Here is a 23,440-nt window from a genome sequence, read left to right on the forward strand (position 1 = left end):
GGGGTGAGGTCCGGTCGTGACCGGTATGAGTGTGGAGGCAGGCGTGCAGGCAGCGCGCTCCCGGGCCCTCGCCGTGCTGCGCATCCGCAGCCGTGCGCTGGCGGTGGCGCTGCTGCCCGCGGCCGTCGCCGTGGTGCTGCTCGCCGGAGGGTCCACCGGCCATCTGGTGGGCGGGTTCTGGGACGCCGCCCGGCCGGTCATGACCGTTCTCGGCGTTCTCGTGCTGCTCGCCGCCGGGGTTGTCGCCCTGGTCGTGGCCCGAGCCCGGCCGGCGGTCAGCCCGACGGTCGCGATCGCCGAGGAGTCCGCGCCCGACCTGTACCGCATGGTGCGCGACCTCGCCGACCGCCTGGAGGTGCCCGCCCCTTCCGCGATAGCGCTCACCCCGGACTGCGACAGCTGGCTGGAGGACCGCACCCACCCCGCCCACGGCCCGCCTCCTCAGGAGGGCCGGGACGACGAGATCGCGGGCGTCCGCAGCTCACACCGCCGTGTCCCGGCCGCACCGGTGCTGGTCATCGGCTCCCCGTTCCTGTGGTGGATGCGTGTCGGTGAACTGCGCGCGGTCCTCGCCCCGGTCGTCGCCGGTACGGGCCCCTCGGCACACCCGGACATAGCCGCGGCCCGCCGTTTCGTGCGAGGCCTGGACGCGGCAGTGGCCGTCGGCTCCACCTCCGGCCGCGGCCCTGTCACGCGTGTGCCGTGCGCGGGCGTCGCCTGGGTGGCCCGGCTCCTCCTGCGCAGCTGCCGGGAGCACGCGACGCAGATGGAGCGAGGTGTCGCCGCCGCGGCCGCCGAGCGCGCACAGGCTGTGGACTACGGCCTCAGAATCGTCGCCCAGGAACAGGTGGGCCTCGCGTACGCCGGCTGGGACCGCCTGCTGACCCGGGTCGCGCTTCCCGCCTGGCGAATGGGCCGCTGGCCCTCCCGGCTGGACGCCGGCGTGGTGGCCGCCCTCACCGAGCTGTCCCGCCGCGACCGCCTGGCCGAGGGTTTCGCCTCCCGGCTGGGTGAGCGTCCCGCGTGCGACCTGCTGGAAGAGCCCGGCGCGGTGGACGAGGCGGCCTCCCTGCTCGCCGCCCGCCTCTTCCACGGCGGCCCTGCGGAGACGGGTCCGGACTGGTCCCCGGTGGACTGGCAGGAGTACCCGGAGGAGGTCGTCGACCGAAAGTGGCGCCTGGACGCGGCCCGCCTCCACCGAGTCCTCGACGCCGAGGGCGTGAGCAGCACCCCGGGAGCCACACCCCCGGAATCCCACGGCCCCACCCTCTCCCGAGTCCTGGACCACTTGTCGACCCCCCAGCCCACACAGCCCCCGCCACAGCCCCGGACACCGACACCCGCCCACTCGGACACCCTGGCTCTCGCAGATCCGGTACCGGATGCGCCGGGCGATCAGGTGACCACAGCCCCCGCCCCGGCGACCGCACAGGACGATCGGGCGGCAGCAGACCTCGTACCGGATGCACCGACCGAGCCCGTATCCGCAGCCGCAGCCGTATCCGCGTCCGTCGTCAAGGCTGAGCCCCGTCCGGAACCGTCCGCAGCCACAGCTGACGCCGGCGCTGAACATGGTCAGGAACCGCCCGCAGCCGCAGCCGACGCCGAAAACGACACAGGCGATGCAGATGGCATCACGAAGGTCGATGGCGAAGCCGAGACCCTCGCCGCGGCACTCACCGCCGAGCTCGCCCGCGAGGAAGCCGCCGCTCCCCAGACCAGCAGGGCCCCCGACGCCACCCCGTGGGACGACACCGCCCTCCCCCTCTTCCCTCTCCAGCCGCCCCGCACCGCCCGAGAGCTCCTCACCGACCATGTCACCGCGATGGTCTGCTGCGCCGCGATCGACACCGCAGGTGCCGTCCCCGGCCTGGACTGGCTCGACGGCCCGTCCCTCCTCCTCAACGGCGAACGCGCCGCGGACCTCGCCCCCCGCGTCCTCAGCCTCGTGGAGGACGGCGACCCGGTCCCCCTGCGCGCCTGGCTGGTCAAGTCGGGGATACGCCCCGAGAAGCCGGTACGCCTCGTCTGACGGCCGCCCGCTCGCCTGAGGGACCCCGTCGGAGAGCCCTCCGACAAGCACCCCGGACAGGCCCCCTCCCCCAGCCCCTCCCCCAAGCCCCCTCCCACGAGCTCCCCACAGGCCTCCTCCGACAAGCCCCGCTGGTCAGCCCGGCCGGGATCAAACGCCCGGCAACCGTCCCGCCCCGCCCCTTCAGCGGACCCATCAATTCCACTTTCGGCCAATTCGCAACGAGTAGTGACAGCCTGCATGCGCAATGTGATGTGCTGGGACCGCTCGCGCACATGGCAAGGGCTCGCGCCATAGGACAGGCGCACGCACAGCCACACGGAAGCCGCACGACAGCCGCACGACAGCCGCACAGGGCACCGCACACGCCGAGAGCCGGATACGCGCGCAGGCGCGCGAAGGCACACGCACGACCACGGGGGCACGAGGGAGGGGAGCGACCCATGAGCCCAGGACCGGAACCGGAGCACATCCGCCGCTGGGAGTCGGGAGCACTCGCGCACGCCGTGACGGATCCCTTCGGCCAGGGCCCCGTCCCCTGGCTGCGGGGCAGCGAGACGTACTTCGACGACACCGGTCAGGTGGTCCCCTGGTACGTCGAGGAGGACCCGGCCCACACCGCGGCGAAGGGCGCCCCGCGCGTCCCTTCCCCCCGTACCGCCGCCCCCGGCGCCGGCGGCGGCCCCCGCTCCGCGGACGACGTCCACCGCCAGATCAAGGGCTTCACCTCCACCGGCGCGGTGGCCCCCGGCGAGGCCGTCGACTTCCACATCACCGTCGACCCGCCCCAGGAGTTCGGCGTCGACATCTACCGCATCGGCCACTACGGCGGCGACGGTGCGGCGAAGATCACCACGAGCCCGCGCCTCTCCGGCATCGTCCAGCCCAAGCCGCTCGCGGCGGACCGCACGGTCTCCTGCCACCACTGGTGGCTGTCCTGGCGGCTGCAGATCCCGTCGTACTGGAGCATCGGGGCGTATGTCGCCGTCCTCACCACCGCCGACGGCTACCGCTCCCACATCCCCTTCACGGTCCGCGACAACCACCCCGCGGACTTACTGCTCCTCCTGCCCGACGTGACCTGGCAGGCGTACAACCTCTACCCCGAGGACGGCCGCACGGGCGCGAGTCTCTACCACGCCTGGGACGAACAGGGCCGGCTCCTCGGCGAGGCCGACGCCGCGACCACGGTCTCCTTCGACCGGCCGTACGCGGGCGCGGGGCTGCCCCTGCACGTCGGGCACGCCTACGACTTCATCCGCTTCGCGGAGCGTTACGGCTACGACCTCGCCTACGCCGACGCCCGCGACCTGCACGCCGGCCACCTCGACCCCACCCGCTACCGGGGCCTGGTCTTCCCCGGCCACGACGAGTACTGGTCCACGGACATGCGCCGCACGGTCGAGCGGGCCCGGGACAGCGGCACCTCCCTGGTCTTCCTGTCCGCCAACACCATGTACTGGCAGGTCGAGTTGGGCCCCTCGCCGTCCGGAGTCCCCGACCGCCTGCTCACCTGCCGCAAGCGCAGCGGCCCGGGCAAACCGGTGCTCTGGCGCGAAGTCGACCGCCCCGAGCAGCAGTTGGTCGGCATCCAGTACGCGGGCAGGGTCCCCAAGCCGCATCCCCTGATCGTCCGCAACGCCGAGCACTGGCTGTGGGACGCGACCGGCGCGCACGAGGGCGACGAACTCGCCGGCCTGGTGGCGGGCGAGGCGGACCGCTACTTCCCGCGCACCCCGCTCCCCGAGCACGACGACCGCATCCTGCTCGCCCACTCGCCGTACGCCGACAGCGAGGGCGCCCTCCGCCACCAGGAGACGTCCCTGTATCGCGCCCCCTCCGGCGCCCTGGTCTTCGCGGCGGGCACCTTCGCCTGGTCCCCGGCGCTGGACCGCCCGGGCCACGTCGACACCCGCGTCCAGCGCGCCACCGCCAACCTCCTGGACCGCATCTGCAAGCGTGACTGAGCCCACGAGAAACAGCCGCACCACACCCCAGGTCCAAGGTCAGCGCCCCATACGGGACAATCGACCCGTTGGAAATAACCACGGGGAGGAACCGTGTCCGGATTCGTAGAAAAGCCCGAGCCGCTCCAGGTTCCGGGTCTGGTGCACCTGCACACCGGCAAGGTGCGCGAGCTGTACCAGAACGAGGCGGGCGACCTCGTGATGGTCGCCAGCGACCGCATCTCCGCCTTCGACTGGGTGCTGCCGACGGAGATCCCCGACAAGGGTCGCGTGCTCACCCAGCTGTCGCTCTGGTGGTTCGACCAGATCGCCGACCTGATGCCCAACCACGTCCTGAGCACCGAGGTGCCGCAGGGAGCCCCCGCCGACTGGGCGGGCCGCACCATGGTCTGCAAGTCGCTCCGGATGGTCCCGGTGGAGGCCGTCGCCCGCGGCTACCTCACCGGCTCCGGCCTGCTGGAGTACAACGAGTCCCGCACGGTCTGCGGCCTCGCCCTCCCCGAGGGCCTGGTCGACGGCAGCGAGCTTCCCGCGCCGATCTTCACCCCGGCCACCAAGGCCGCCGTCGGCGAGCACGACGAGAACGTCTCCTACGAGGAGGTCGCCCGCCAGGTCGGCGCGGACACCGCCGCCCAGCTGCGCCAGGCGACCCTCGCCGTCTACTCCCGCGGCCGGGACATCGCCAAGGACCGCGGGATCATCCTCGCGGACACCAAGTTCGAGTTCGGCTTCGACGGGGAGACCCTCGTCGTCGCGGACGAGGTCCTCACCCCGGACTCCTCCCGCTTCTGGCCGGCCGACCAGTGGGAGCCGGGGCGCGCGCAGCCGTCGTACGACAAGCAGTTCGTGCGCGACTGGCTGACCTCGGCGGAGTCCGGCTGGGACCGGAAGAGCGAGCAGCCCCCGCCGCCGTTGCCGCAGGAGGTCGTGGACGCGACCCGCGCCAAGTACGTCGAGGCGTACGAGCGTCTTACGGGCCTGAGCTGGTCGTAACACGAGTCCTAACGCGAGGCGTAACGCGAAAGGCCCCCGGGGAACCGGGGGCCTTTGCAGTGGAGCGAACGACGAGGTTCGAACTCGCGACCTCAACCTTGGCAAGGTTGCGCTCTACCAACTGAGCTACGTTCGCATGCGCCGTGGCGCGAGAACCACTATACCCAACCTCGCTCCCGTGCGAGCCGCACCGCCGCATGCCGGTTCTCGGCTCCGAGCTTGGACACCGCCGACGACAGGTAGTTCCGGACGGTCCCCTGCGACAGCGCGGCCCGTTCGGCGATCTCCGCGACGGGGGCGCCGTCGGCGGCGAGTTCCAGCACCTCGGCCTCTCGGGCGGTCAGCGGCGAGTCCCCCGCGGAGATCGCGTCGGCGGCCAACTCGGGGTCGACGTAACGGTTTCCCGCGTACACCGTGCGGATGATTTCGGCGAGCTTCCGCGCGCTCACGGTCTTCGGCACGAACCCCCGCACACCGGCCGCGAGGGCCCGCTTCAGATGCCCCGGCCGACCGTGACTGGTGACGATCAGCACCCTGCACGAGGGCAGTTCGGACCGCAGGGATGTGGCGACCTTCACACCGTCCGCGCCGGGCATCTGAAGATCGAGTACGGCGACGTCGGGCTCGTGCGCCCGGGCCATCGCCAGCGCCTCGGGACCGGTCGCCGCCTCCGCGACGATCACGAGGTCGTCCTCCAGGGAGAGCAGCGCGGCCAGCGCACCCCGGATCAGATGCTCGTCGTCGGCGAGCAGCACCCGCACGGTCACGGGACCACCTCGGCCGCCACCCGTCACGGCACCACCGACCCCATCGCCACCAGGAGCCCTCACCGAGCGCCACCTCCCTCGCTACCGAAGGCCCTCACGAGACCGCCTCTCCCGCCGTCAACGGCACCTCCGCCACCAGCCGGAACACACCCTCGCGCACCCGGCCCGCCTCCAGCGTCCCGGCCACCGCGGCGAGCCGTTCCCGCAGTCCGGCGAGACCGGAACCGCCGGTACCCGTCGCCCGCAGCGCCCCGTCGTTCTCCACGGTCAGCACCACCCGTTCCTGCTCCATGAGCACGGTCACCGTGCACTGCTGGGGGTCGCCGTGCCGCAGGACGTTCGTGGTGGCCTCCCGGACCACCCAGCCGAGCGCCGACTGCACCTCGGCAGGCAGCCCGGCAGACTCCCCGGTGACCTGGCAGTCGATGCCGGCAGCCGTCAACACCCCTTGCGCTCCAGCCAGTTCGGCCCTCAGGTCGGCCTCCCGGTATCCCCGTACGACATCCCGCACCTCGCGCTGTGTCTCGTGCGCGATCCGCTGCACCTCGGTCATCTGGTCCACGGCCTCGTCCCGGCCCCGCCGCGCCAGCTGCACGGCCAGCTCGCTCTTCAGCGCGATCACGGCCAGGTTCCGGCCCACCACGTCGTGCAGGTCCCGCCCGAACCGCAGCCGTTCCTCGGCGACGGCGAGCCGGGCGCGGGTCTCGCGCGCCACGTCGAGTTCGTAGACGGCGTCGAGGAGCCAGACGGAGAAGACGGAGGTGAAGGCGAGGAAGGCGGCGCCGACCAACACGCCGAACCCGAGGGCCAGCGCGCCGGGAAGGGCCATGCCGAGCGGGAACCCGCCGATCACGGCGCCTGCTGCGAAGCCACACACCGACGCGGCAGCCCTCCGACGCCGGCGGATCGCCAGCGCACCGGTGCCGCCCGCGAAGACCAGCACACCCGCGAAGACCGACGCCGCAGCGGCGTCGACGTCGTCGCCGCCCGGACCCCGCTCGGCGATCCCGATCGTGACGCAGGCGACGAGCATGGTCACCGCGCCGAGCACCCACAGCATCCGCACCGGCTGCTCGCGCCGCCCCCGGGTCCAGTCGAGCGCCCGGGACGCGGTGACCGCGCAGACCAGGGCGTGCGCGCAGACCAGCGCGAGCAGCCAGGCGGCCGGTGCGCCCGGCATCTGCCCGAGGACCGGCAGCCCGATCGCCGCGACCTCGATCAGCGCGAAGAAGTGGAACGACCAGCGCGTGTACGTCTCCACCTTGGCCGGCGTGCTCTTACGCCGCCACCAGCCACCCGAACCGCCCACCCTGCCCGCTCCGCCCACCTCGCCCGACCCACGCATCTGCCTGCCCCCGTACGTTCAGCGCCGGGGTTCCCAGCGGAACCACCGCTGTACAGCAAACACGGCCGGCGCGGTCCAGGCCACCGCCGTCAGCACCGCTCCCAGCGCCTCGTAGGTGGAGAGGCCGCCGCTCCAGCCACCGCGGACCAGCGTGATCACCGGGCTGAACGGCAGCAGTTCGCACACCGAGGCGAGCCGGTCGGGCAGGAATTCCCGCGGGACGGCGACCCCCGAGCCCATCATCGTGATCATGACGAACGGCAGGCCGGTGACCTGCGCGCTCTCCACGGTCCGGGTGAAACCCGCCGTGAGTGCGGCGAGGGCCGCGCTCATCAGCAGCCCGAGGAGCACACCGAGGACGGCGAGCAGGGGTGCCTTCGGCGCGGCCACGTCGAGCAGCACCGAGCACCCCACGGCGAGGAGCACGCACTGCACGAGGCTCGTGACGACGGCCGGCAGCGCCGCCCCCGCCATGATCTCGTGGTCCCGCAGCTCCCCGGTGCGCAGCCGCTTGAGGACCAACTCCTCGCGCCGCCCGACGAACACGCCGATCAGGGCGAGGTAGACGGCGAAGAGCAGCGAGAAGCCGACGGCCCCGGGAATCAGCAGCAGTCCGAGGCTGAGCCCCTCGTCCTTCAGGTCCGCCTCCGGGATGCTCGCCCGCAGGCTGAAGGGCAGTACCAGCGGCAGGAACACCGCCGAGAGGATCATGCCCTTGCTCCGCAGGAACAGCGTCACTTCGGCCCGCGCGAGCGCGGTGACACGCCCGGCCGGAGTGGTGAGCGCACGCTCCGTGACACGTGCCGCCGTACTCCCGATCGCGCTCCCGCTCATGCCACCCGCTCCTTCTCTTCCCGGGCGATCCCGAGGAACGCCTCCTCCAGGGACGCCGACCGCACGTCGAGACCGTGCAACTCGACCCGGGCCGCCTCGGCCCACACCAGCAGCCCGGTGGCCGCCCGCTGAAGCTCCCGGGTCCTGAGCCGTACGACCCGCCCGTCGACCTCGTGTCCGCACACGCCCAGCGAATCGAGCGGGGGGAGATCGCCGAGGTGGTAGGCGTCGGGCAGCCGGAAGGAGATCCGGGACGGCTGTCCGGCGGTCACCTCGGCCGTCGTTCCGGTGGCGGCGATGCGCCCCTCGTGGAGGATCGCCAGCCGGTCTGCGAGTTCCTCGGCCTCTTCCAGGTAGTGCGTGGTGAGCAGCACGGTCGTGCCGCGGTCCCGCAGCGCCCGCACCAACTCCCAGGTGTCCCGGCGCCCCTGCGCATCCAGGCCGGTGGTCGGCTCGTCGAGGAACAGCACCTCGGGGTCGCCGAGCAGCGCGAGGGCCAGATCCAGGCGCCTCCGCTCCCCGCCGGACAGCTGCTTGACCCGTACACCGGTCCGCCGGGCGAGCCCGACCAGTTCCAGCACCTCCAGCGGCGGCCGGGACCCGCTGACGCAGCTCGCCCACATCCGCGCGGTCTCCCCAACGGTCAGCTCGGACGGAAAACCGCCCTCCTGGAGCATCACCCCGGTGCGTGGGCGTACGGCGGCCCGCTCCGTGTACGGATCGTGTCCGAGGACGCTGATCCGTCCGTCCGTCGGCGGGGCGAGCCCCTCCAGCAGTTCGACGGTGGAGGTCTTGCCGGCCCCGTTGGTACCCAGCAGGGCGAAGACCTCTCCTCGTGCCACGGAGAAACTGATTCCGCGCACCGCCTCGAACCCGCCCCCGTACACACGCCGCAGGCCGGTGACCGCAATCACGTGTTCGTGTTCGTCGGTGTTCATGAACTCAGCGTCCCGGCGGACCGGGCGCGACAGCAGTGCGCGGTGTCACCACTCCGTATGACAAATGTCAGACGGAGTGGGAGGGCATGAAAAAACCCCGGTCGCGATGACCGGGGTCTTCTCTGTGGAGCGGACGACCAGGTTCGAACTGGCGACCTCAACCTTGGCAAGGTTGCGCTCTACCAACTGAGCTACGTCCGCATTGCCTCCGACCGGCTCTCACCGATCGGCGCGAGCACCAGCCTACCTGATCCACAGCAGTGGTCGGATCGACGGTGCAGAGCGGGTGACAGGAATTGCACACTGCGCCTTCCCCCTGGAAGGGGGATGTTCTACTACTGAACTACACCCGCGTGTACTTCGTGAGCTGGGCCTTTCGGCCTTGCCCCTCGGCGTGCTCCAGACTCTAGCTGACCAGGTGGGGTGCAACGCAAGTCGGTTGTCCCGAGGGGCGGGTGACCCGGCGTCGGCCCGGCACGCGGGCGAGGCCTTCAGGACCAGGACGCTCGGGCCCTCGACTCACTGAGCCTCGGCGAACGCCTCGTAGACCTTCTTCGGGATCCGTCCGCGGGCGGGGACGTCCATCTTGTTGGCCTGGGCCCAGGCCCGGACCGCCGCCGGGTCGGGAGCGACCTCGGTCTGCTTGTACGCCTTGCCCGACCTGGACCGCTTGCGGCCGGCCTCCACGTACGGCTCGAGCGCCTTACGCAGTTTCTCGGCATTGGATTGATTCAGGTCGATCTCGTACGACTTGCCGTCGAGTCCGAAGGCGATCGTTTCCGCCGCTTCCGAGCCGTCGATGTCGTCAGAGAGAGTGACCACGACCTTCTGCGCCACGAATATCGGTCCCTTCGTACGGCACGTTGCCAATTCATTTGTACAGTGCCCGACAATGCATTGTGAAGCTCGACTAAATCCTTCCGCGTGTCCGAGCGCAATAGGTATCGGGTGTCGATCCGAGATCTTTCCCGGAAATTTTCGCGGACGTCCTCCGCTGTGTCGGCCCGTGATGGCCGTCACGTAGATTCCTACAACTCAACGCGCGTAGAAATTTTGTGCGGGTAGTCTGAAGGAACCTGCTCAGCACCACACCACCGGGAGTGCCAGTGGCACGCGTCGTAGTCGACGTCATGCTCAAGCCGGAGATCCTCGACCCCCAGGGCCAGGCGGTGCAGCGAGCACTGCCGCGACTGGGTTTCGAAGGCATCTCCGACGTACGTCAGGGAAAGCGATTCGAACTGGAAGTTGACGGACCGGTCGACGAGGCCGCGCTCGCCCGCATCCACGATCTTGCGGAATCCTTCCTCGCCAACACCGTGATCGAGGACTTCACGGTCAAGGTCGAAGAAGTGGCGGAGGCGGCGAAGTGACCGCTCGTATCGGCGTCGTCACTTTCCCCGGCAGCCTCGACGACCGCGACACCCAGCGCGCGATCCGCCTCGCGGGCGCCGAACCGGTCGCCCTCTGGCACAAGGACAAGGACCTCCACCAGGTCGACGCGGTCGTCCTCCCCGGTGGTTTCTCCTACGGCGACTATCTGCGGGCCGGCGCCATCTCCCGCTTCTCGCCGGTGATGGAGACGGTCATCGAGCAGGCCAAGGCAGGACTTCCGGTCCTCGGCATCTGCAACGGCTTCCAGATCCTCACCGAGGCCCACCTGCTTCCCGGCGGGATGCTCGGCAACGACCACCTCCACTTCATCTGCCGCGACCAGAAGCTGCGGGTGGAGAACGCGGACACCGCCTGGACCGTCGACTACGCGTCCGGCCAGGAGATCCACATCCCGCTGAAGAACATGGACGGCCGGTACGTCGCCGACGAGTACACGCTGGACAAGCTGGAGGCCGAGGGACGGGTCGTCTTCCGCTACCTCGACTTCAACCCCAACGGCTCGCTCCGCGACATCGCCGGCATCACCAACGAGGCCGGGAACGTCGTAGGCCTCATGCCGCACCCGGAGCACGCCACCGAGCCGCTGATCGGCACGGGTCGCACCGACGGCCTGCCCTTCTTCACCTCGATCCTCAAGAAGCTGGTCAACGCATGAGCCGGACGCCTCTGGACACGGTCGAGCACGCGGCCGAGACCCCCGACGTCGAGCTGCCCTGGGCCGAACTCGGCCTGAAGAAGGACGAGTACGAGCGGGTCGTGGAGATCCTCGGCCGCCGGCCCACCGGCGCCGAGCTCGCCATGTACTCGGTGATGTGGTCGGAGCACTGCTCCTACAAGTCCTCCAAGGTGCACCTACGCCAGTTCGGCGAGAAGGCCCCGCAGAGCGATGCCCTCCTCGTCGGCATCGGCGAGAACGCCGGTGTCGTCGACGTCGGCCAGGGCTACGCCGTCACCTTCAAGGTCGAGTCGCACAACCACCCCTCGTACGTCGAGCCCTACCAGGGCGCGGCCACCGGTGTCGGCGGCATCGTCCGCGACATCATCGCGATGGGCGCCCGTCCGGTCGCGGTCGTGGACCCGCTGCGGTTCGGTGCGGCCGACCACCCGGACACCAAGCGCGTGCTGCCGGGTGTGGTGGCGGGCATCGGCGGCTACGGCAACTGCCTCGGCCTCCCCAACATCGGCGGCGAGGTCGTATTCGACGCCTGCTACCAGGGAAACCCGCTGGTCAACGCCGGTGCCATCGGTGTGATGCGGCACGAGGACATCCACCTCGCGAAGGCCTCCGGCTCGGGCAACAAGGTCATCCTGTACGGGGCCCGTACGGGCGGCGACGGCATCGGCGGAGCGTCCATCCTCGCCTCCGAGACCTTCGACGACGCCAAGCCGTCGAAGCGTCCCGCGGTCCAGGTCGGCGACCCCTTCCAGGAGAAGCTCCTCATCGAGTGCACCCTGGAGGCCTTCAAGGAGAAGCTGGTCGTCGGCATCCAGGACCTCGGCGCGGCCGGTCTGTCCTGTGCCACCAGCGAGCTGGCCTCCAACGGCTCCGGCGGCATGCGCGTGACGCTGGACGACGTACCGCTGCGCGACTCCACGCTCTCGCCCGAGGAAATCCTCATGAGCGAGTCGCAGGAACGCATGTGCGCGGTCGTCGAGCCGTCGAAGGTCGACCGGTTCCTGGAGATCTGCGACAAGTGGGACGTCATCGCCACGGTGATCGGTGAGGTCACCGACGGCGACCGGCTGGAGATCTACTGGCACGGCGGCAAGATCGTCGACGTCGACCCGCGCACGGTCGCGCACGACGGCCCGGTCTACGAGCGCCCGTACGCCCGCCCCGAGTGGCAGGACGCCCTCCAGGCGGACGACGCCAACAAGCTGCCGCGGCCCGCTTCGAGCGACGAGCTCAAGCAGCAGGTCCTCCAGCTGGTGAGCTCTCCCAACCAGGCCTCCAAGAAGTGGATCACGTCCCAGTACGACCACTTCGTGCAGGGCAACACGGTGCTGGCCCAGCCGGAGGACTCCGGCATGATCCGCATCGACGAGGAGACCGGCCTCGGTGTCGCGATCGCGACGGACGGCAACGGCCGCTACGCCAAGCTGGACCCGTACGCGGGCGCCCAGTTGGCGCTGTCCGAGGCCTACCGCAACGTGGCGACCACCGGTGCCAAGCCCCTCGCCGTCTCCGACTGCCTGAACTTCGGCTCGCCCGAAGACCCGGCGGTGATGTGGCAGTTCGCTGAGGCCATCCGTGGACTGGCCGACGCCTGCCAGCAGTTGGGCACCCCGGTCACCGGCGGCAACGTCTCGCTCTACAACCAGACCGGCGACGTCGCCATCCACCCGACCCCCGTCGTCGCGGTCCTGGGCGTCATCGACGACGTCGCCCGCCGCACGCCGGTCGCCTTCCAGGAGGAGGGCCAGCTGCTGTACCTCCTCGGCGACACGCGTGAGGAGTTCGGCGGCTCGGCCTGGTCCCAGGTGATCCACGACCACCTCGGCGGCCTGCCGCCCAAGGTCGACCTGGAGCGCGAGCGGCTGCTGGCCGAGATCCTGATCTCCGCCTCCCGCGACGGCATGATCGACTCCGCGCACGACCTCTCCGACGGCGGCCTGATCCAGGCGGTCGTGGAGTCGGCGCTGCTCGGCGGCAAGGGCGCGCGCCTGATCGTCCCGGACGGTCTGGACGCCTTCACCCTCCTCTTCTCCGAGTCGGCGGGCCGCGCGGTCGTCGCCGTGCCGCGCTCCGAGGAACTCCGCTTCAACGACATGTGCGGCGCGCGGGGCCTGCCCGTCACCCGCATCGGCGTCGTGGACGGCGACTCGGTCGAGCTCCAGGGCGAGTTCGAGCTGTCGCTGGAGGAACTGCGGGTCGCCTACGAGGAGACGATCCCGGCGCTGCTCAAGTAGCCGGTAGTCGGTCGCCAGTAGTCGTACGACGACGAAGGCCCCGTCGGTTCTCACACCGGCGGGGCCTTCGTCCTGCCGCCGCCGGAACCCGTGTACGTGTATCGATGTCAGTGGCGGTTGATAGGTTCGGGGGTGTTCGCAGGTGTACGGGGGACGGGGGAGCGGTGCGGGTACCTGAGCGTGTGCGGAAGTCGGCGAACGTGCTGGTGTGTCTGGTCGCCGTCGCCGGGACCATCTGGGGCGGCAAGGAGATCTGGCAGGTCCTGAGCGGCCGCCACCAGATCGACGAGGCCTGCGCCGGACTCGTCCCGGCCGGACGGGTGCTCGCGCTTTCCCCGGCGGGCGGCACCATCACCCACCGCGTGGCCGACGAGGGCACCATTCAGATGGGCGACCTCTCGGGCGGCCAGGACTGCGAGATATTCAGCACCGGAGCCGGCGAGAAATACGGCACGAGCAGCGGCGAACGCTGGTTCTTCACCGGCGCGGTGGGCCTCGTTCCCGGGGACTCGCGGGTGCTCGCCGACGACCCGATGAAGGAGCTCGTCGATCCGTCCGGCGCTCCCACCCACCCCGCCCAGCCGCTGGGCGGCGGCATCACGGGCCTGGTCGGCGACTCGGGAGTGACGGTCCAACTCCCCTGCGCCGACGGCGAGTCGGGCCGCGAGACCGTCAAGGGCCTGTGGGCGCGAGCCGAACTGGCCAATCTCGGAAGACCGTTCAGCGAGGACGGTCAGCTGAGCGCGGGCGACCGCGACACCCTCGCCGAGATCGCCGTGCTCACCGCCAACAACCTCGCGGACCGGCTGGGCTGCACCGAGCGCCTGCCCGACGCACCGCGGAACATCGCCGCGCTGCCCGCGGGCCCGACACCGGCCGCCGACGCGAAGGGCACCTGCGGCTGGTACGGCAGGGCGGGCTTCGCGAAGCAGGAGCAGTTCCCCGACCAGGTCCTCGAAAGCCGCACGGACGACCGGCTCTGGGACGAGCAGTGCGGCCTTCTCGTCAGCACCGGCCGGGCGACCGGTCTCTACACCGCGGGATCCGAGGCCGGCGACCACCTGGTCCGCCCGGAACGCCCCGGCCAGTGGTTCGTCTCCCTGCACACCTACTCCGGCGAGGACGCCAAGAACGTCTACCTCACCAGCACCGACGGCAACGAGACGCCGGAACCGGCCGAACCCGGCAAGGCGGGCCGCAGCAGTGAGGACCCCATCTGGTGGGCCTCCTCCGTCTGCGACGGCGCACCCCAGATCCACACCATGACCATCGCCTACGGCTACGACCGTCTGATGACCGCGAAACTCGCCGAGGTCTTCCGCGCCTACGTCGACGACGTCGCCCACCGCCGCGGCTGCACCGACGTCACCTTCCCGGCCGCCTCCGCCTTCCGCGCCGACTAGGGCCTGTCCGGCGGATCAGGCCGGCTCCAAGGGGCTTGGCCTTGTCAGCGCAGATGAGCGGGGCCTGGTGCGTCGAGTTGCAAGGCGGAGGAGGGAGTCGACGCGGCGAGGGGGCCTTCCCGCTCGAGCGAAGTCGAGAGTGGGGGAGAGGGACGACAACGCGGCAGATCGGTGTGCCAGGCCCCGCGACGCCGACATGATCCGCCGGACAGGCCTTAGGCTCGCCGCCATGCCCACCGTCAGGAAGCGCGCCCGTACCTACGACCCCCTCAAGGTCCGCAAGGCCGTCGAGGCCCAGCTCGGGAACGTACGGGAGGCCGTACGCACCCTGAGCCCGGAGCAGTTGGCGCTGAAGACGCGCCTGGGCGGGTGGACCGTACGGGAACTGGCCGCGCACATCGGGATGGCGGTCACCGCCGTCCACCGGGCCCTGGAGCTGCCGGCGCCCGCGCGGCAGGACGCCACGGTCCTCGACTGGCCCTTCGCCACCGCGGCCAGCTCCGCGGCCATCGCCGACTTCACCCGGGGCCTCGCCGAACAGCACCCCGACCTCGACGCCTACCTCACGGACGTCGACCGGATCCTGACCGAGCTGCTGGACGCGCATCCCGGCACCCGGCTCCTGCAGACCAACGCGGGTGCGCTGCCCCTCGCCGACTACCTGGTCACCCGTGCCGTCGAGCTCGTCGTCCACACCGACGACCTGAACGCCGCCGTGCCCGGCCTCGACGTCCCGCAGGACCGCCAGGCCCTCGCCGTCTGTACGCGCCTCCTCGCCGACGCCCTCGCCGTCAAGGCGCCCGGCGGCTCGACCGAGGTGCGGATCCCGCCGTACGCCGTCGTGCAGTGCGTCGAGGGGCCGAAGCACACCCGGGGCACCCCGCCGAACGTCGTGGAGACCGACCCGCTGACCTGGATCCGGCTCGCCACCGGGCGACTGACCTGGCAGGACGCCCTCGGCGAGGCCAGGGTCAGCGCGAGCGGGGAGCGGGCGGACCTGGGCGGGCTGCTGCCCCTGATGAGTTGACGGCGAGCATGACAACGGACTGATAACGACACCGAACCCGTGGCCCGCCTCGTGCGTCAAAGAGCCATGAAGCGGACGACCTGCGTGAAGTACGCCGCCGCAGCCCTGGCCGGGACAGCGGTCCTGGCCGCCTGCGGCACGGAGTCCGGCAGCGGAGGCGGCGCTGTCGGCGAAGGGGAGACCAAGAAGGCCCCGGCCATCGCGGCGGCCATCGCGGACACCCGCTGGATCCCCCAGAAGGTGACCGTGGACGGCAAGGACCATCTCCTCCCGGAAGGAAAGGGCTCCCGGCACGGCGAGGCCGAGATCACCTTCAAGCCCGGCGCGGCCGAGCCGGACATCAGCGGCGGCGATTCCGGTGGCAGCGTCGGCTGCAACAGCTTCGGCGCAGACTCCGAGATCGTGGGCGACACCGTGAAGATCTCCGACCTCGCGATGACCACGATGGGCTGCCCGGGCCCGGTGGGCGAGTTCGAGGAGAAGTTCATCGGCGTCTTCGACAACGACCTCAAGGCCGCGATCGAGGAGCGGGACGGCGCCCGGACCCTCACCCTGACCAGCCCCGACGGCGACAGCATCACCCTGCGCGACGGACCCGCGGCGACCCCGCCCCTCAAGGGCACCCGCTGGGCCGTCGAGACGACGGCAGACACGAAGACGGACACCAAGGCGTATCTCACGCTCACCGGCGACAACACCGTCACCGGCAGCCTCGGCTGCAACACGTTCCACGGCAAGGCCACCGTGAGGAGCGGCACCATCGAGTTCGGGCGCCTGGCGACCACACGCATGGTGTGTTCCGGTCCGGTGATGAAGACCGAGCGCGAGCTCACCGAAATCCTCTCCGGGAAGGTCTCCTACCAGCAGGAACGTGATTCTCTGACGCTCACGACAGCCGCGGGTGAGGATCTTCGGGCCCGCGCGGAGTAAGAAAGCCCACTCTCCGCGCATTCGGCCCAGTGGTCGATCTCGCCTACACTCGGAACCGTGCCACGTGGTGACGGACGACTCAACCACGACCTGCTCCCCGGCGAGAAGGGCCCCCAGGACGCTTGCGGCGTCTTCGGTGTCTGGGCTCCGGGCGAAGAGGTCGCCAAGCTCTCCTACTTCGGGCTCTACGCCCTCCAGCATCGAGGCCAGGAATCCGCGGGAATCGCGGTCAGCAACGGCTCACAGATCCTCGTCTTCAAGGACATGGGCCTCGTTTCCCAGGTCTTCGACGAGACCTCGCTCGGTTCGCTCCAGGGTCACATCGCGGTCGGTCACGCCCGCTACTCGACCACCGGCGCCTCCGTGTGGGAGAACGCCCAGCCGACGTTCCGTGCCACCGCGCACGGTTCCATCGCGCTCGGCCACAACGGCAACCTGGTCAACACGGCGCAGCTCGCCGAGATGGTCGCCGACCTGCCCAAGCAGGAAGGCCGCAGCCCGCGTGTGGCGGCCACCAACGACACCGACCTGCTCACCGCGCTCCTCGCGGCCCAGGTCGACGAGGACGGCAAGCCGCTGACCATCGAGGAGGCGGCCCACTCCGTCCTCCCGAAGGTGCAGGGTGCCTTCTCCCTCGTCTTCATGGACGAACACACCCTCTACGCCGCCCGCGACCCGCAGGGCATCCGCCCGCTGGTCCTCGGGCGCCTGGAGCGCGGCTGGGTCGTCGCCTCCGAGTCCGCCGCCCTGGACATCTGCGGCGCGAGCTACGTCCGCGAGATCGAGCCGGGCGAGTTCGTCGCCATCGACGAGAACGGCCTGCGCACCTCCCGATTCGCGGAAGCGAAGCCCAAGGGCTGTGTCTTCGAGTACGTCTATCTCGCGCGCCCCGACACCGACATCGCCGGCCGGAACGTGTACCTCTCCCGCGTGGAGATGGGCCGCAAGCTCGCGAAGGAAGCCCCGGTCGACGCCGACCTGGTCATAGCGACACCGGAATCGGGCACCCCGGCCGCCATCGGCTACGCCGAGGCGTCCGGCATCCCCTTCGGCGCGGGCCTCGTGAAGAACGCCTACGTCGGCCGTACGTTCATCCAGCCCTCGCAGACCATTCGCCAGCTCGGCATCCGCCTGAAGCTGAACCCGCTCAAGGAAGTCATCAAGGGCAAGCGCCTGGTCGTCGTCGACGACTCGATCGTGCGCGGCAACACCCAGCGGGCCCTGGTACGGATGCTCCGCGAGGCGGGCGCGGCGGAGGTCCACATCCGGATCTCCTCGCCCCCCGTGAAGTGGCCGTGCTTCTTCGGCATAGATTTCGCCACCCGCGCGGAGCTCATCGCCAACGGCATGACCATCGACGAGATCGGCACCTCGCTGGGCGCCGACTCCCTCTCGTACATCTCCATCGACGGCATGATCGAGGCGACCACCATCGCCAAGCCGAACCTGTGCCGCGCCTGCTTCGACGGCGAGTACCCGATGGAGCTCCCGGACCCCGAGCTGCTCGGCAAGCAGCTCCTGGAGACCGAGCTGGCCGCGGGGCCCGCCGCCACGGCCGCGGCCGACGCGATCCGTCGCCCGTAGACAGCCCGCCATACCTGCCGTACGACACGAAGGTCCTCTACTGCCATGTCTGAGACAACTGGTGCCAGCTACGCAGCCGCGGGCGTCGACATCGAAGCGGGCGACCGCGCCGTCGAGCTGATGAAGGAGTGGGTGAAGAAGACGCAGCGCCCCGAGGTCCTCGGCGGCCTCGGCGGTTTCGCCGGCCTCTTCGACGCCTCCGCCCTCAAGCGCTACGAGCGTCCCCTCCTCGCCTCCGCCACCGACGGCGTCGGCACCAAGGTCGACATCGCGCGGCAGATGGGCGTCTACGACACCATCGGCCACGACCTGGTCGCGATGGTCATGGACGACATCGTGGTGTGCGGTGCCGAGCCGCTGTTCATGACCGACTACATCTGTGTCGGCAAGGTGCACCCCGAGCGTGTCGCCGCGATCGTCAAGGGCATCGCCGAGGGCTGCGTGCTCGCCGGCTGCGCCCTGGTGGGCGGTGAGACGGCCGAGCACCCCGGTCTGCTGGGCCCGGACGACTTCGACGTCGCCGGGGCCGGGACGGGTGCCGTGGAGGCCGACCGGCTGCTCGGCGCGGATCGCATCCGTAAGGGTGACGCCGTGATCGCCATGGCGGCCTCGGGTCTTCACTCGAACGGGTACTCGCTCGTGCGGCATGTGCTCCTGAACGAGGCCGGCCTGGCCCTGGACGCCCGGATCGACGAGCTCGGCCGCACCCTCGGCGAGGAGCTCCTGGAGCCCACCAAGATCTACTCGCTGGACTGCCTGGCCCTGATCCGCACCGCGGACGTGCACGCCTTCTCGCACGTCACCGGCGGCGGCCTCGCCGCCAACCTGGCCCGCGTGATCCCCGACGACCTGCACGCCGTCGTGGACCGCACCAGCTGGACCCCGGACCCGATCTTCGACCTCGTCGGCAGGACGGGCCGGGTCGAGCGCCTGGAGCTGGAGAAGACCCTGAACATGGGCGTCGGCATGATCGCGATCGTCCCGCAGGAGTCGGCGGACGTGGCCCTGGAGACCCTGGCCGACCGCGGGGTCGACTCGTGGATCGCCGGCGAGATCACGGACCGCGGCGACAAGGGAACGGGCGCGGAGCTGGTGGGCGACTACGCGTAGGCGGCTATGCCCAGGACCCGCTCCTCCGGCGTTCGAGGGGCGGGGCCCGGGGCGCAACCCCCGTAACGGCAGCACAAAACCCGGTCCGGCGCTGAAAGCTCCGGACCGGGTGAGCCAACGGCTAGGCCGCTGCAAGCACTACGCGCCGCGGCGTTGTTGCGACGAAGGACCGGACTGGTCGTCCTCGTCCTCATCGTCGTCGTTGTAGAGATCCGCGTACTGGGAGTACGGGTCGTCCTCGTCCTCATCGTCCTCGAACGGCTCGCCGTTAGGCGGCTGGCTCGAAGTCGTCGAAGCGCCCAGCTCATTGGCCAGACGCGACAGATCTGTCCCGCCGCTGCTGTACTTCAGCTGGCGGGCGACCTTCGTCTGCTTGGCCTTTGCCCGGCCGCGCCCCATGGCTCGACCCCCTCGGATACGGGGCCCGGCGGCCCCAGAGTCTTGACACGCGTTCATGATCTGGAACGGGCTCTCCGCGGAGAGACCGGTCCGTAGGGCTTCCACGGTACCTGAGCCCACGCCCATACGGTACGTCGCCCGCAGGACGTGCCCGAACCCAGAACCCTCGGGGAGCCCCGTCCCCGCTGGTCAACCGCGATTTTAACCACTTCTTGGCGGCCGACCCGCCGACGAACGTGAGAGTTCTCTCCAAGTGTGCGCCGACGGGTACCGGCCTGACTTCAGCGGGCCCGTTCCGTGGCCGCCTCATGCATCCGCTGCTCGGCGATCCGGTCGGCCGCGGCGGCCGGCGGAATCCCGTCCTCCTTCGCACGTGCGAAGATGGTGAGCGTGGTGTCGTAGATCTCGGCGGCCTTCGCCCTGCACCGCTCGAAGTCGAACCCGTGCAGTTCGTCGGCGACCTGGATGACGCCGCCGGCGTTCACCACGTAGTCCGGCGCGTAGAGGATCCCGCGGTCGGCGAGGTCCTTTTCGACGCCCGGGTGGGCGAGCTGGTTGTTGGCCGCCCCGCACACGATCCGAGCGCTCAGCGCGGGCACCGTGTCGTCGTTCAGGGCGCCGCCGAGCGCGCAGGGGGCGTAGATGTCGAGGCCCGCGCTCCGGACGAGCGCCCCGGTGTCGGTGACCACGCCGACGGACGGGTGGCGCTCGGCGACCCGCTGGACGGCCTCCCGCCGCACGTCCGTGATCAGGACCTCGGCGCCCTCCTCCAGGAGGTGCTCCACGAGGTGGTGTCCGACCTTGCCGACGCCCGCGATGCCCACCCGCCGGCCACGCAGCGAGGGGTCGCCCCACAGGTGCGCGGCGCTGGCCCGCATGCCCTGGTAGACGCCGAAGGCGGTGAGGACGGAGGAGTCCCCGGCGCCGCCGTTCTCGGGGGAGCGGCCCGTCGTCCAGCGGCACTCACGGGCGACGACGTCCATGTCGGCGACGTACGTGCCGACGTCGCACGCGGTGACGTAGCGCCCGCCGAGGGAGGCCACGAACCGGCCGTACGCCAGGAGCAGTTCCTCGCTCTTGTCGCGTTCCGGGTCCCCGATGATCACGGCCTTGCCGCCGCCGTGGTCGAGGCCGGCCATGGCGTTCTTGTACGACATCCCGCGCGCGAGGTTCAGCGCGTCGGCGATGGCCTCCGCCTCGGTCGCGTACGGGTAGAAGCGCGTCCCGCCGAGCGCGGGGCCCAGCGCGGTGGAGTGGAGGGCGATGACGGCCTTGAGGCCGCTTCTGCGGTCCTGGCAGAGCACGACCTGCTCATGGCCGCCCTGGTCCGAGTGGAACAGGGTGTGCAGCACATCAGCATGGGCGCCGGTTACGTCGGTCACTGTGGTGACTCCTGGGTAAGTTGCGGCGATGGGGCACCGGCTCCCGTGTAGGTGGCGGGGCCGGTGAGCACGAGATTAGGGCTTGGGACGGCCCGAGGCCGTGCAGTGCTCAGGATCACCTTCTCCAGATGCACGGGCGTGCGACGATTCGCATGGTTTTCCCGCACGTTTGTGTGCGGGTTTCGCAGGTTTTCCCGGCAGGCTGCGGGGGAGAGAGCAGGCGTGCCCAAGGTGTCCTCGGTGATCGTCCCGTACGCGACCTATCTGCGCGTGTACGAACCACTGGCTGCCTTCCCCGAGCCCGAGCGCGGCCACTGGGCCCGCTACGCCCGCCGCCCGGACCGTCCGTCGTACCAGGACGAACTGCGCCGCTCACTGGCCGACCTGCTGCCCACCCCGCCCGTCGCGGTGCCGGTGCAGGAGAGCGCCGACGCCTTCGTGCTCGACGTGGACGGTGTGGTGTGCGTGTGTCCGTGGCGCACCCGGCTGCGCGGCTGGCTGGCCCTTGAGGAGCTCGGGGAGGAGCTGCCGGGGCCGGTCCTGGACGCGGTCCTGCCCGAGCTCGTACGCCGCCAGAGCGCCCAGGACTACGAGCGCTGGCTCGCCCGCAACCCCGATGCCCGGCCCTGGATCCGCACCGCGACCTGGCAGGTGCCGCTGAACTGGTTCGTGCTGGTCGTCGACGAGGAGCGGCACTTCGACAAGGGCTCCGGGGACACCCCGCCGACGCTGCGCTACCGCACGCCCATGGTGCAGGCCCGGCGGCGTGTGGCGCGGGCCCTGCGGACCCTCAGGGACACCATCGACGAGGGGCCGCTCATCGACGGCCTGATCGACGTAGGGCGCTGGCTGGAGGAGTTCCATCCGCGCGCGCTGGTCGAGCTCGACTACGGCGGTCTGGTGCATGTACTCCCGGCGGGCGACCTGGAGGACGACCACTCGGCGGCGGACGTGGCGGAGGGCGTCGAGGCGCTCAGGCACGGTGACGGGGCCGCGGCGGGTGAGGCCTACGGGCGGCTCGTGGAGCGCTGGCGGGCCGTCAGGGACCGTCGCTCGGCGAACTGAACGGGCTCGCTGTGCGCCATGTCACGAACTGGCGTTTGACCTGACGCCCGTTTTGGGGTTTCGTCCTGGCTCAAGGTGTCCCAGTTTTCCCTGAAGTCTCGCCGACAAGGGACGTAGGTCCCGTTCCGGGCGTACGCCTCACGAAGTGTCAAGCGTGACGGACCGCACGTACCCGGCTCTTGCATCTCTTGCCCCTCCTCATGCCAAAATAGGACAAGGGGCCCGGGGGAGGTTCCGCTTTGGGGGGTCTGTTGACTCCTGATCGCTCTGTGACTGATCGTCACAGTGGCGTGACTGTCCGCTATGGCATGGTCCATCGGCTTCCGTCGCCGATGAACACCTGGGGGGCAATTCCATCGGTTTGGCCGACGCGGCTGGACAGATGGTGTAGTTGTAGTGCCGAGGACAAGCCGTTCGTCCTATAACCGACTCGACCCGCATCCGCCATTTCGGGCAACGCGGGTCAAGGTGCAGAATTTAGAGGAATGAACCGAGAACGATCGGTTCTCCCGAGGAGGCCGCTCATGACCGCTCGCACCCCTGATGCCGAGCCGCTGCTGACCCCGGCTGAGGTCGCCACGATGTTCCGCGTGGACCCGAAGACGGTCACGCGGTGGGCGAAGGCCGGCAAGCTCACGTCGATCCGCACGCTCGGCGGGCACCGCCGTTACCGCGAGGCGGAGGTCCGTGCTCTGCTCGCGGGCATCCCGCAGCAGCGCAGCGAGGCCTGAACAACTGAATAACCGGGCAAACCGGCTGGTCCCCCAACTGGTCGAGGCGTCCGAACCCTTGCTCCACACGACGCGGGTCCTGCCCCAACAGGGCCCATTCTCAACCTCGTCGTCGATCGCGCTGGACTCCGCCGAGTCCAGCGCGATCTTTTTTGTGCGCGAACCGTGAGGGACCGGCGCCGCTGTGAGCGGGCTTGTCGGAGTCTGGGGAGGGGTGTCGGATCTCCTGTGGGACCGTTTCTGACCGGACCCTGACGGAGATGCGATCAGTAGTGCAATTGCACATATAAAATTGACCAGTTGTAGGAGAGTGGTAAGTTCCACGGTTTCAAAAACTCATGCGGTGACTCCCGTCACATGCCAGGGTCCTTGTTGCTCCTGGTTCATGTGCGCTAGAGGGGGTCACGCGGGGGAGGGGCTCTCGTCCTCCCTGGCCTCCTCCGGCGCCGCGGCGGCCTGCGGGGCGGAGTCCATCGCCAGCCGCAGCAGACGGTGGCAGATGGGGCAGTGGCGGGTCAGATGCCGATACGACGACGCGGCTGACAGGTGCGCGCGGAGCAGGGCCCGCGTCTCGTGCCTGGCCGTCGTCGCCATACGCCACCTCCAGAGGCTCCGCGAGGAACGGGCCCTG

The 23,440-nt window shown here is 70.3% G+C and carries 21 protein-coding genes and 3 tRNA genes; 13 read left to right on the plus strand and 11 right to left on the minus strand.

The genetic code is table 11. The annotated features are described in order from the left end of the window. Nucleotides 1-25: 25 nt before the first annotated feature. The 3 genes from ACFYRX_RS16040 to ACFYRX_RS16050 all read left to right on the plus strand — a co-directional run bounded on the left by ACFYRX_RS16040 (nt 26) and on the right by ACFYRX_RS16050 (nt 4,992). On the plus strand, nt 26-2,032 hold the full coding sequence (locus ACFYRX_RS16040; RefSeq protein WP_389100026.1) for a hypothetical protein: 2,007 nt from the start codon (nt 26-28) through the stop codon (nt 2,030-2,032). A gap of 443 nt (nt 2,033-2,475) precedes the next feature. Further along, a complete protein-coding gene (locus ACFYRX_RS16045) occupies nt 2,476-3,999 on the plus strand; it encodes a N,N-dimethylformamidase beta subunit family domain-containing protein (RefSeq protein ID WP_389099903.1) in 1,524 nt (507 codons plus the stop codon). Nucleotides 4,000-4,092: 93 nt separating this feature from the next. After that, complete coding sequence (locus ACFYRX_RS16050) at nt 4,093-4,992, plus strand: phosphoribosylaminoimidazolesuccinocarboxamide synthase (protein ID WP_389099905.1); 900 nt, start codon at nt 4,093-4,095, stop codon at nt 4,990-4,992. Nucleotides 4,993-5,052: 60 nt separating this feature from the next. Here ACFYRX_RS16050 and ACFYRX_RS16055 read toward each other — a convergent pair. The 8 genes from ACFYRX_RS16055 to ACFYRX_RS16090 form a co-directional block, all read right to left on the minus strand. Then, a tRNA-Gly gene (locus tag ACFYRX_RS16055) sits at nt 5,053-5,128 on the minus strand. A 22-nt stretch (nt 5,129-5,150) separates the two neighbouring features. Next, on the minus strand, nt 5,151-5,759 hold the full coding sequence (locus ACFYRX_RS16060; protein WP_389099907.1) for a response regulator: 609 nt from the start codon (nt 5,757-5,759) through the stop codon (nt 5,151-5,153). Between the two features lie 94 nt (nt 5,760-5,853). Continuing rightward, a complete protein-coding gene (locus tag ACFYRX_RS16065; RefSeq protein WP_389099909.1) occupies nt 5,854-7,104 on the minus strand; it encodes a sensor histidine kinase in 1,251 nt (416 codons plus the stop codon). 18 nt (nt 7,105-7,122) lie between these two features. Next, entirely contained in the window at nt 7,123-7,938 is an 816-nt protein-coding gene (locus ACFYRX_RS16070) for an ABC transporter permease (RefSeq protein WP_389099911.1), read from the minus strand. Beyond that, nucleotides 7,935-8,876 carry an ABC transporter ATP-binding protein gene (locus tag ACFYRX_RS16075; RefSeq protein ID WP_389099913.1) on the minus strand — a complete coding sequence of 314 codons (942 nt, stop codon included), beginning with the start codon at nt 8,874-8,876 and terminating at the stop codon, nt 7,935-7,937. The genes ACFYRX_RS16070 and ACFYRX_RS16075 overlap by 4 nt, the downstream gene beginning before the upstream one ends. Before the next feature lie 125 nt (nt 8,877-9,001). Further along, a tRNA-Gly gene (locus ACFYRX_RS16080) sits at nt 9,002-9,077 on the minus strand. Nucleotides 9,078-9,157: 80 nt separating this feature from the next. After that, nucleotides 9,158-9,229, minus strand: a tRNA-Gly gene (locus ACFYRX_RS16085). A 166-nt stretch (nt 9,230-9,395) separates the two neighbouring features. After that, nucleotides 9,396-9,713, minus strand: a complete 318-nt coding sequence (locus tag ACFYRX_RS16090) for an Lsr2 family protein (protein WP_389099915.1) — start codon at nt 9,711-9,713, stop codon at nt 9,396-9,398. A gap of 269 nt (nt 9,714-9,982) precedes the next feature. On the opposite strand from ACFYRX_RS16090, the gene purS reads away from it, so the two are divergent. The 8 genes from purS (at nt 9,983) to purM (ending at nt 19,232) form a co-directional block, all read left to right on the plus strand. After that, nucleotides 9,983-10,246 carry a phosphoribosylformylglycinamidine synthase subunit PurS gene (gene purS / locus ACFYRX_RS16095; protein ID WP_015659417.1) on the plus strand — a complete coding sequence of 88 codons (264 nt, stop codon included), beginning with the start codon at nt 9,983-9,985 and terminating at the stop codon, nt 10,244-10,246. Further along, a complete protein-coding gene (gene purQ / locus ACFYRX_RS16100) occupies nt 10,243-10,923 on the plus strand; it encodes a phosphoribosylformylglycinamidine synthase subunit PurQ (protein ID WP_062025387.1) in 681 nt (226 codons plus the stop codon). Before purS ends, purQ begins: the two co-directional genes overlap by 4 nt. Further along, nucleotides 10,920-13,178 (plus strand): phosphoribosylformylglycinamidine synthase subunit PurL, encoded by a 2,259-nt coding sequence (gene purL / locus ACFYRX_RS16105; RefSeq protein ID WP_389099918.1) that lies wholly within the window; start codon nt 10,920-10,922, stop codon nt 13,176-13,178. Before purQ ends, purL begins: the two co-directional genes overlap by 4 nt. Nucleotides 13,179-13,342: 164 nt before the next feature. After that, nucleotides 13,343-14,581: a hypothetical protein gene (locus tag ACFYRX_RS16110; RefSeq protein WP_389099920.1), complete on the plus strand. Its 1,239-nt coding sequence runs from the start codon at nt 13,343-13,345 to the stop codon at nt 14,579-14,581. A gap of 229 nt (nt 14,582-14,810) precedes the next feature. Then, nucleotides 14,811-15,608: a sterol carrier family protein gene (locus tag ACFYRX_RS16115; RefSeq protein WP_389099922.1), complete on the plus strand. Its 798-nt coding sequence runs from the start codon at nt 14,811-14,813 to the stop codon at nt 15,606-15,608. Nucleotides 15,609-15,674: 66 nt separating this feature from the next. Continuing rightward, on the plus strand, nt 15,675-16,538 hold the full coding sequence (locus ACFYRX_RS16120) for an META domain-containing protein (protein ID WP_389099924.1): 864 nt from the start codon (nt 15,675-15,677) through the stop codon (nt 16,536-16,538). Between the two features lie 57 nt (nt 16,539-16,595). Further along, entirely contained in the window at nt 16,596-18,122 is a 1,527-nt protein-coding gene (purF, locus tag ACFYRX_RS16125) for an amidophosphoribosyltransferase (RefSeq protein ID WP_389099926.1), read from the plus strand. A gap of 45 nt (nt 18,123-18,167) precedes the next feature. Further along, on the plus strand, nt 18,168-19,232 hold the full coding sequence (purM, locus tag ACFYRX_RS16130) for a phosphoribosylformylglycinamidine cyclo-ligase (protein WP_389099928.1): 1,065 nt from the start codon (nt 18,168-18,170) through the stop codon (nt 19,230-19,232). A 138-nt stretch (nt 19,233-19,370) separates the two neighbouring features. On the opposite strand, the gene ACFYRX_RS16135 is transcribed toward purM, so the two are convergent. Then, on the minus strand, nt 19,371-19,631 hold the full coding sequence (locus ACFYRX_RS16135; RefSeq protein WP_389099930.1) for a DUF3073 domain-containing protein: 261 nt from the start codon (nt 19,629-19,631) through the stop codon (nt 19,371-19,373). A gap of 281 nt (nt 19,632-19,912) precedes the next feature. Beyond that, on the minus strand, nt 19,913-21,013 hold the full coding sequence (locus ACFYRX_RS16140) for a Leu/Phe/Val dehydrogenase (RefSeq protein ID WP_389099932.1): 1,101 nt from the start codon (nt 21,011-21,013) through the stop codon (nt 19,913-19,915). A 222-nt stretch (nt 21,014-21,235) separates the two neighbouring features. Between ACFYRX_RS16140 and ACFYRX_RS16145 the strand changes: the two genes are divergently transcribed. Both ACFYRX_RS16145 and bldC read left to right on the plus strand, forming a co-directional pair. Beyond that, on the plus strand, nt 21,236-22,078 hold the full coding sequence (locus ACFYRX_RS16145; RefSeq protein ID WP_389099934.1) for a hypothetical protein: 843 nt from the start codon (nt 21,236-21,238) through the stop codon (nt 22,076-22,078). A 524-nt stretch (nt 22,079-22,602) separates the two neighbouring features. Next, on the plus strand, nt 22,603-22,809 hold the full coding sequence (bldC, locus tag ACFYRX_RS16150; protein ID WP_003949541.1) for a developmental transcriptional regulator BldC: 207 nt from the start codon (nt 22,603-22,605) through the stop codon (nt 22,807-22,809). 402 nt (nt 22,810-23,211) lie between these two features. On the opposite strand, the gene ACFYRX_RS16155 is transcribed toward bldC, so the two are convergent. After that, the gene (locus tag ACFYRX_RS16155) at nt 23,212-23,403 is read right to left on the minus strand and encodes a DUF6274 family protein (RefSeq protein WP_389099936.1); all 192 of its coding nucleotides are present in this window, start codon (nt 23,401-23,403) and stop codon (nt 23,212-23,214) included. Nucleotides 23,404-23,440 lie beyond the last annotated feature (37 nt).

Origin of the sequence: Streptomyces sp. NPDC005374 (assembly GCF_042872225.1) — a bacterium.
GTDB lineage: Bacteria > Actinomycetota > Actinomycetes > Streptomycetales > Streptomycetaceae > Streptomyces.

Coding starts and splice junctions, on each gene's coding strand:
- ACFYRX_RS16040 (WP_389100026.1), top strand. CDS start 26: ATGAGTGTGGAGGCAGGCGTGCAGGCAGCGCGCTCCCGGGCCCTCGCC.
- ACFYRX_RS16045 (WP_389099903.1), top strand. CDS start 2,476: ATGAGCCCAGGACCGGAACCGGAGCACATCCGCCGCTGGGAGTCGGGA.
- ACFYRX_RS16065 (WP_389099909.1), bottom strand. CDS start 7,104: ATGCGTGGGTCGGGCGAGGTGGGCGGAGCGGGCAGGGTGGGCGGTTCG.
- ACFYRX_RS16070 (WP_389099911.1), bottom strand. CDS start 7,938: ATGAGCGGGAGCGCGATCGGGAGTACGGCGGCACGTGTCACGGAGCGT.
- ACFYRX_RS16075 (WP_389099913.1), bottom strand. CDS start 8,876: ATGAACACCGACGAACACGAACACGTGATTGCGGTCACCGGCCTGCGG.
- purL (WP_389099918.1), top strand. CDS start 10,920: ATGAGCCGGACGCCTCTGGACACGGTCGAGCACGCGGCCGAGACCCCC.
- ACFYRX_RS16115 (WP_389099922.1), top strand. CDS start 14,811: ATGCCCACCGTCAGGAAGCGCGCCCGTACCTACGACCCCCTCAAGGTC.
- ACFYRX_RS16120 (WP_389099924.1), top strand. CDS start 15,675: ATGAAGCGGACGACCTGCGTGAAGTACGCCGCCGCAGCCCTGGCCGGG.
- purM (WP_389099928.1), top strand. CDS start 18,168: ATGTCTGAGACAACTGGTGCCAGCTACGCAGCCGCGGGCGTCGACATC.
- ACFYRX_RS16135 (WP_389099930.1), bottom strand. CDS start 19,631: ATGGGGCGCGGCCGGGCAAAGGCCAAGCAGACGAAGGTCGCCCGCCAG.
- bldC (WP_003949541.1), top strand. CDS start 22,603: ATGACCGCTCGCACCCCTGATGCCGAGCCGCTGCTGACCCCGGCTGAG.
- ACFYRX_RS16155 (WP_389099936.1), bottom strand. CDS start 23,403: ATGGCGACGACGGCCAGGCACGAGACGCGGGCCCTGCTCCGCGCGCAC.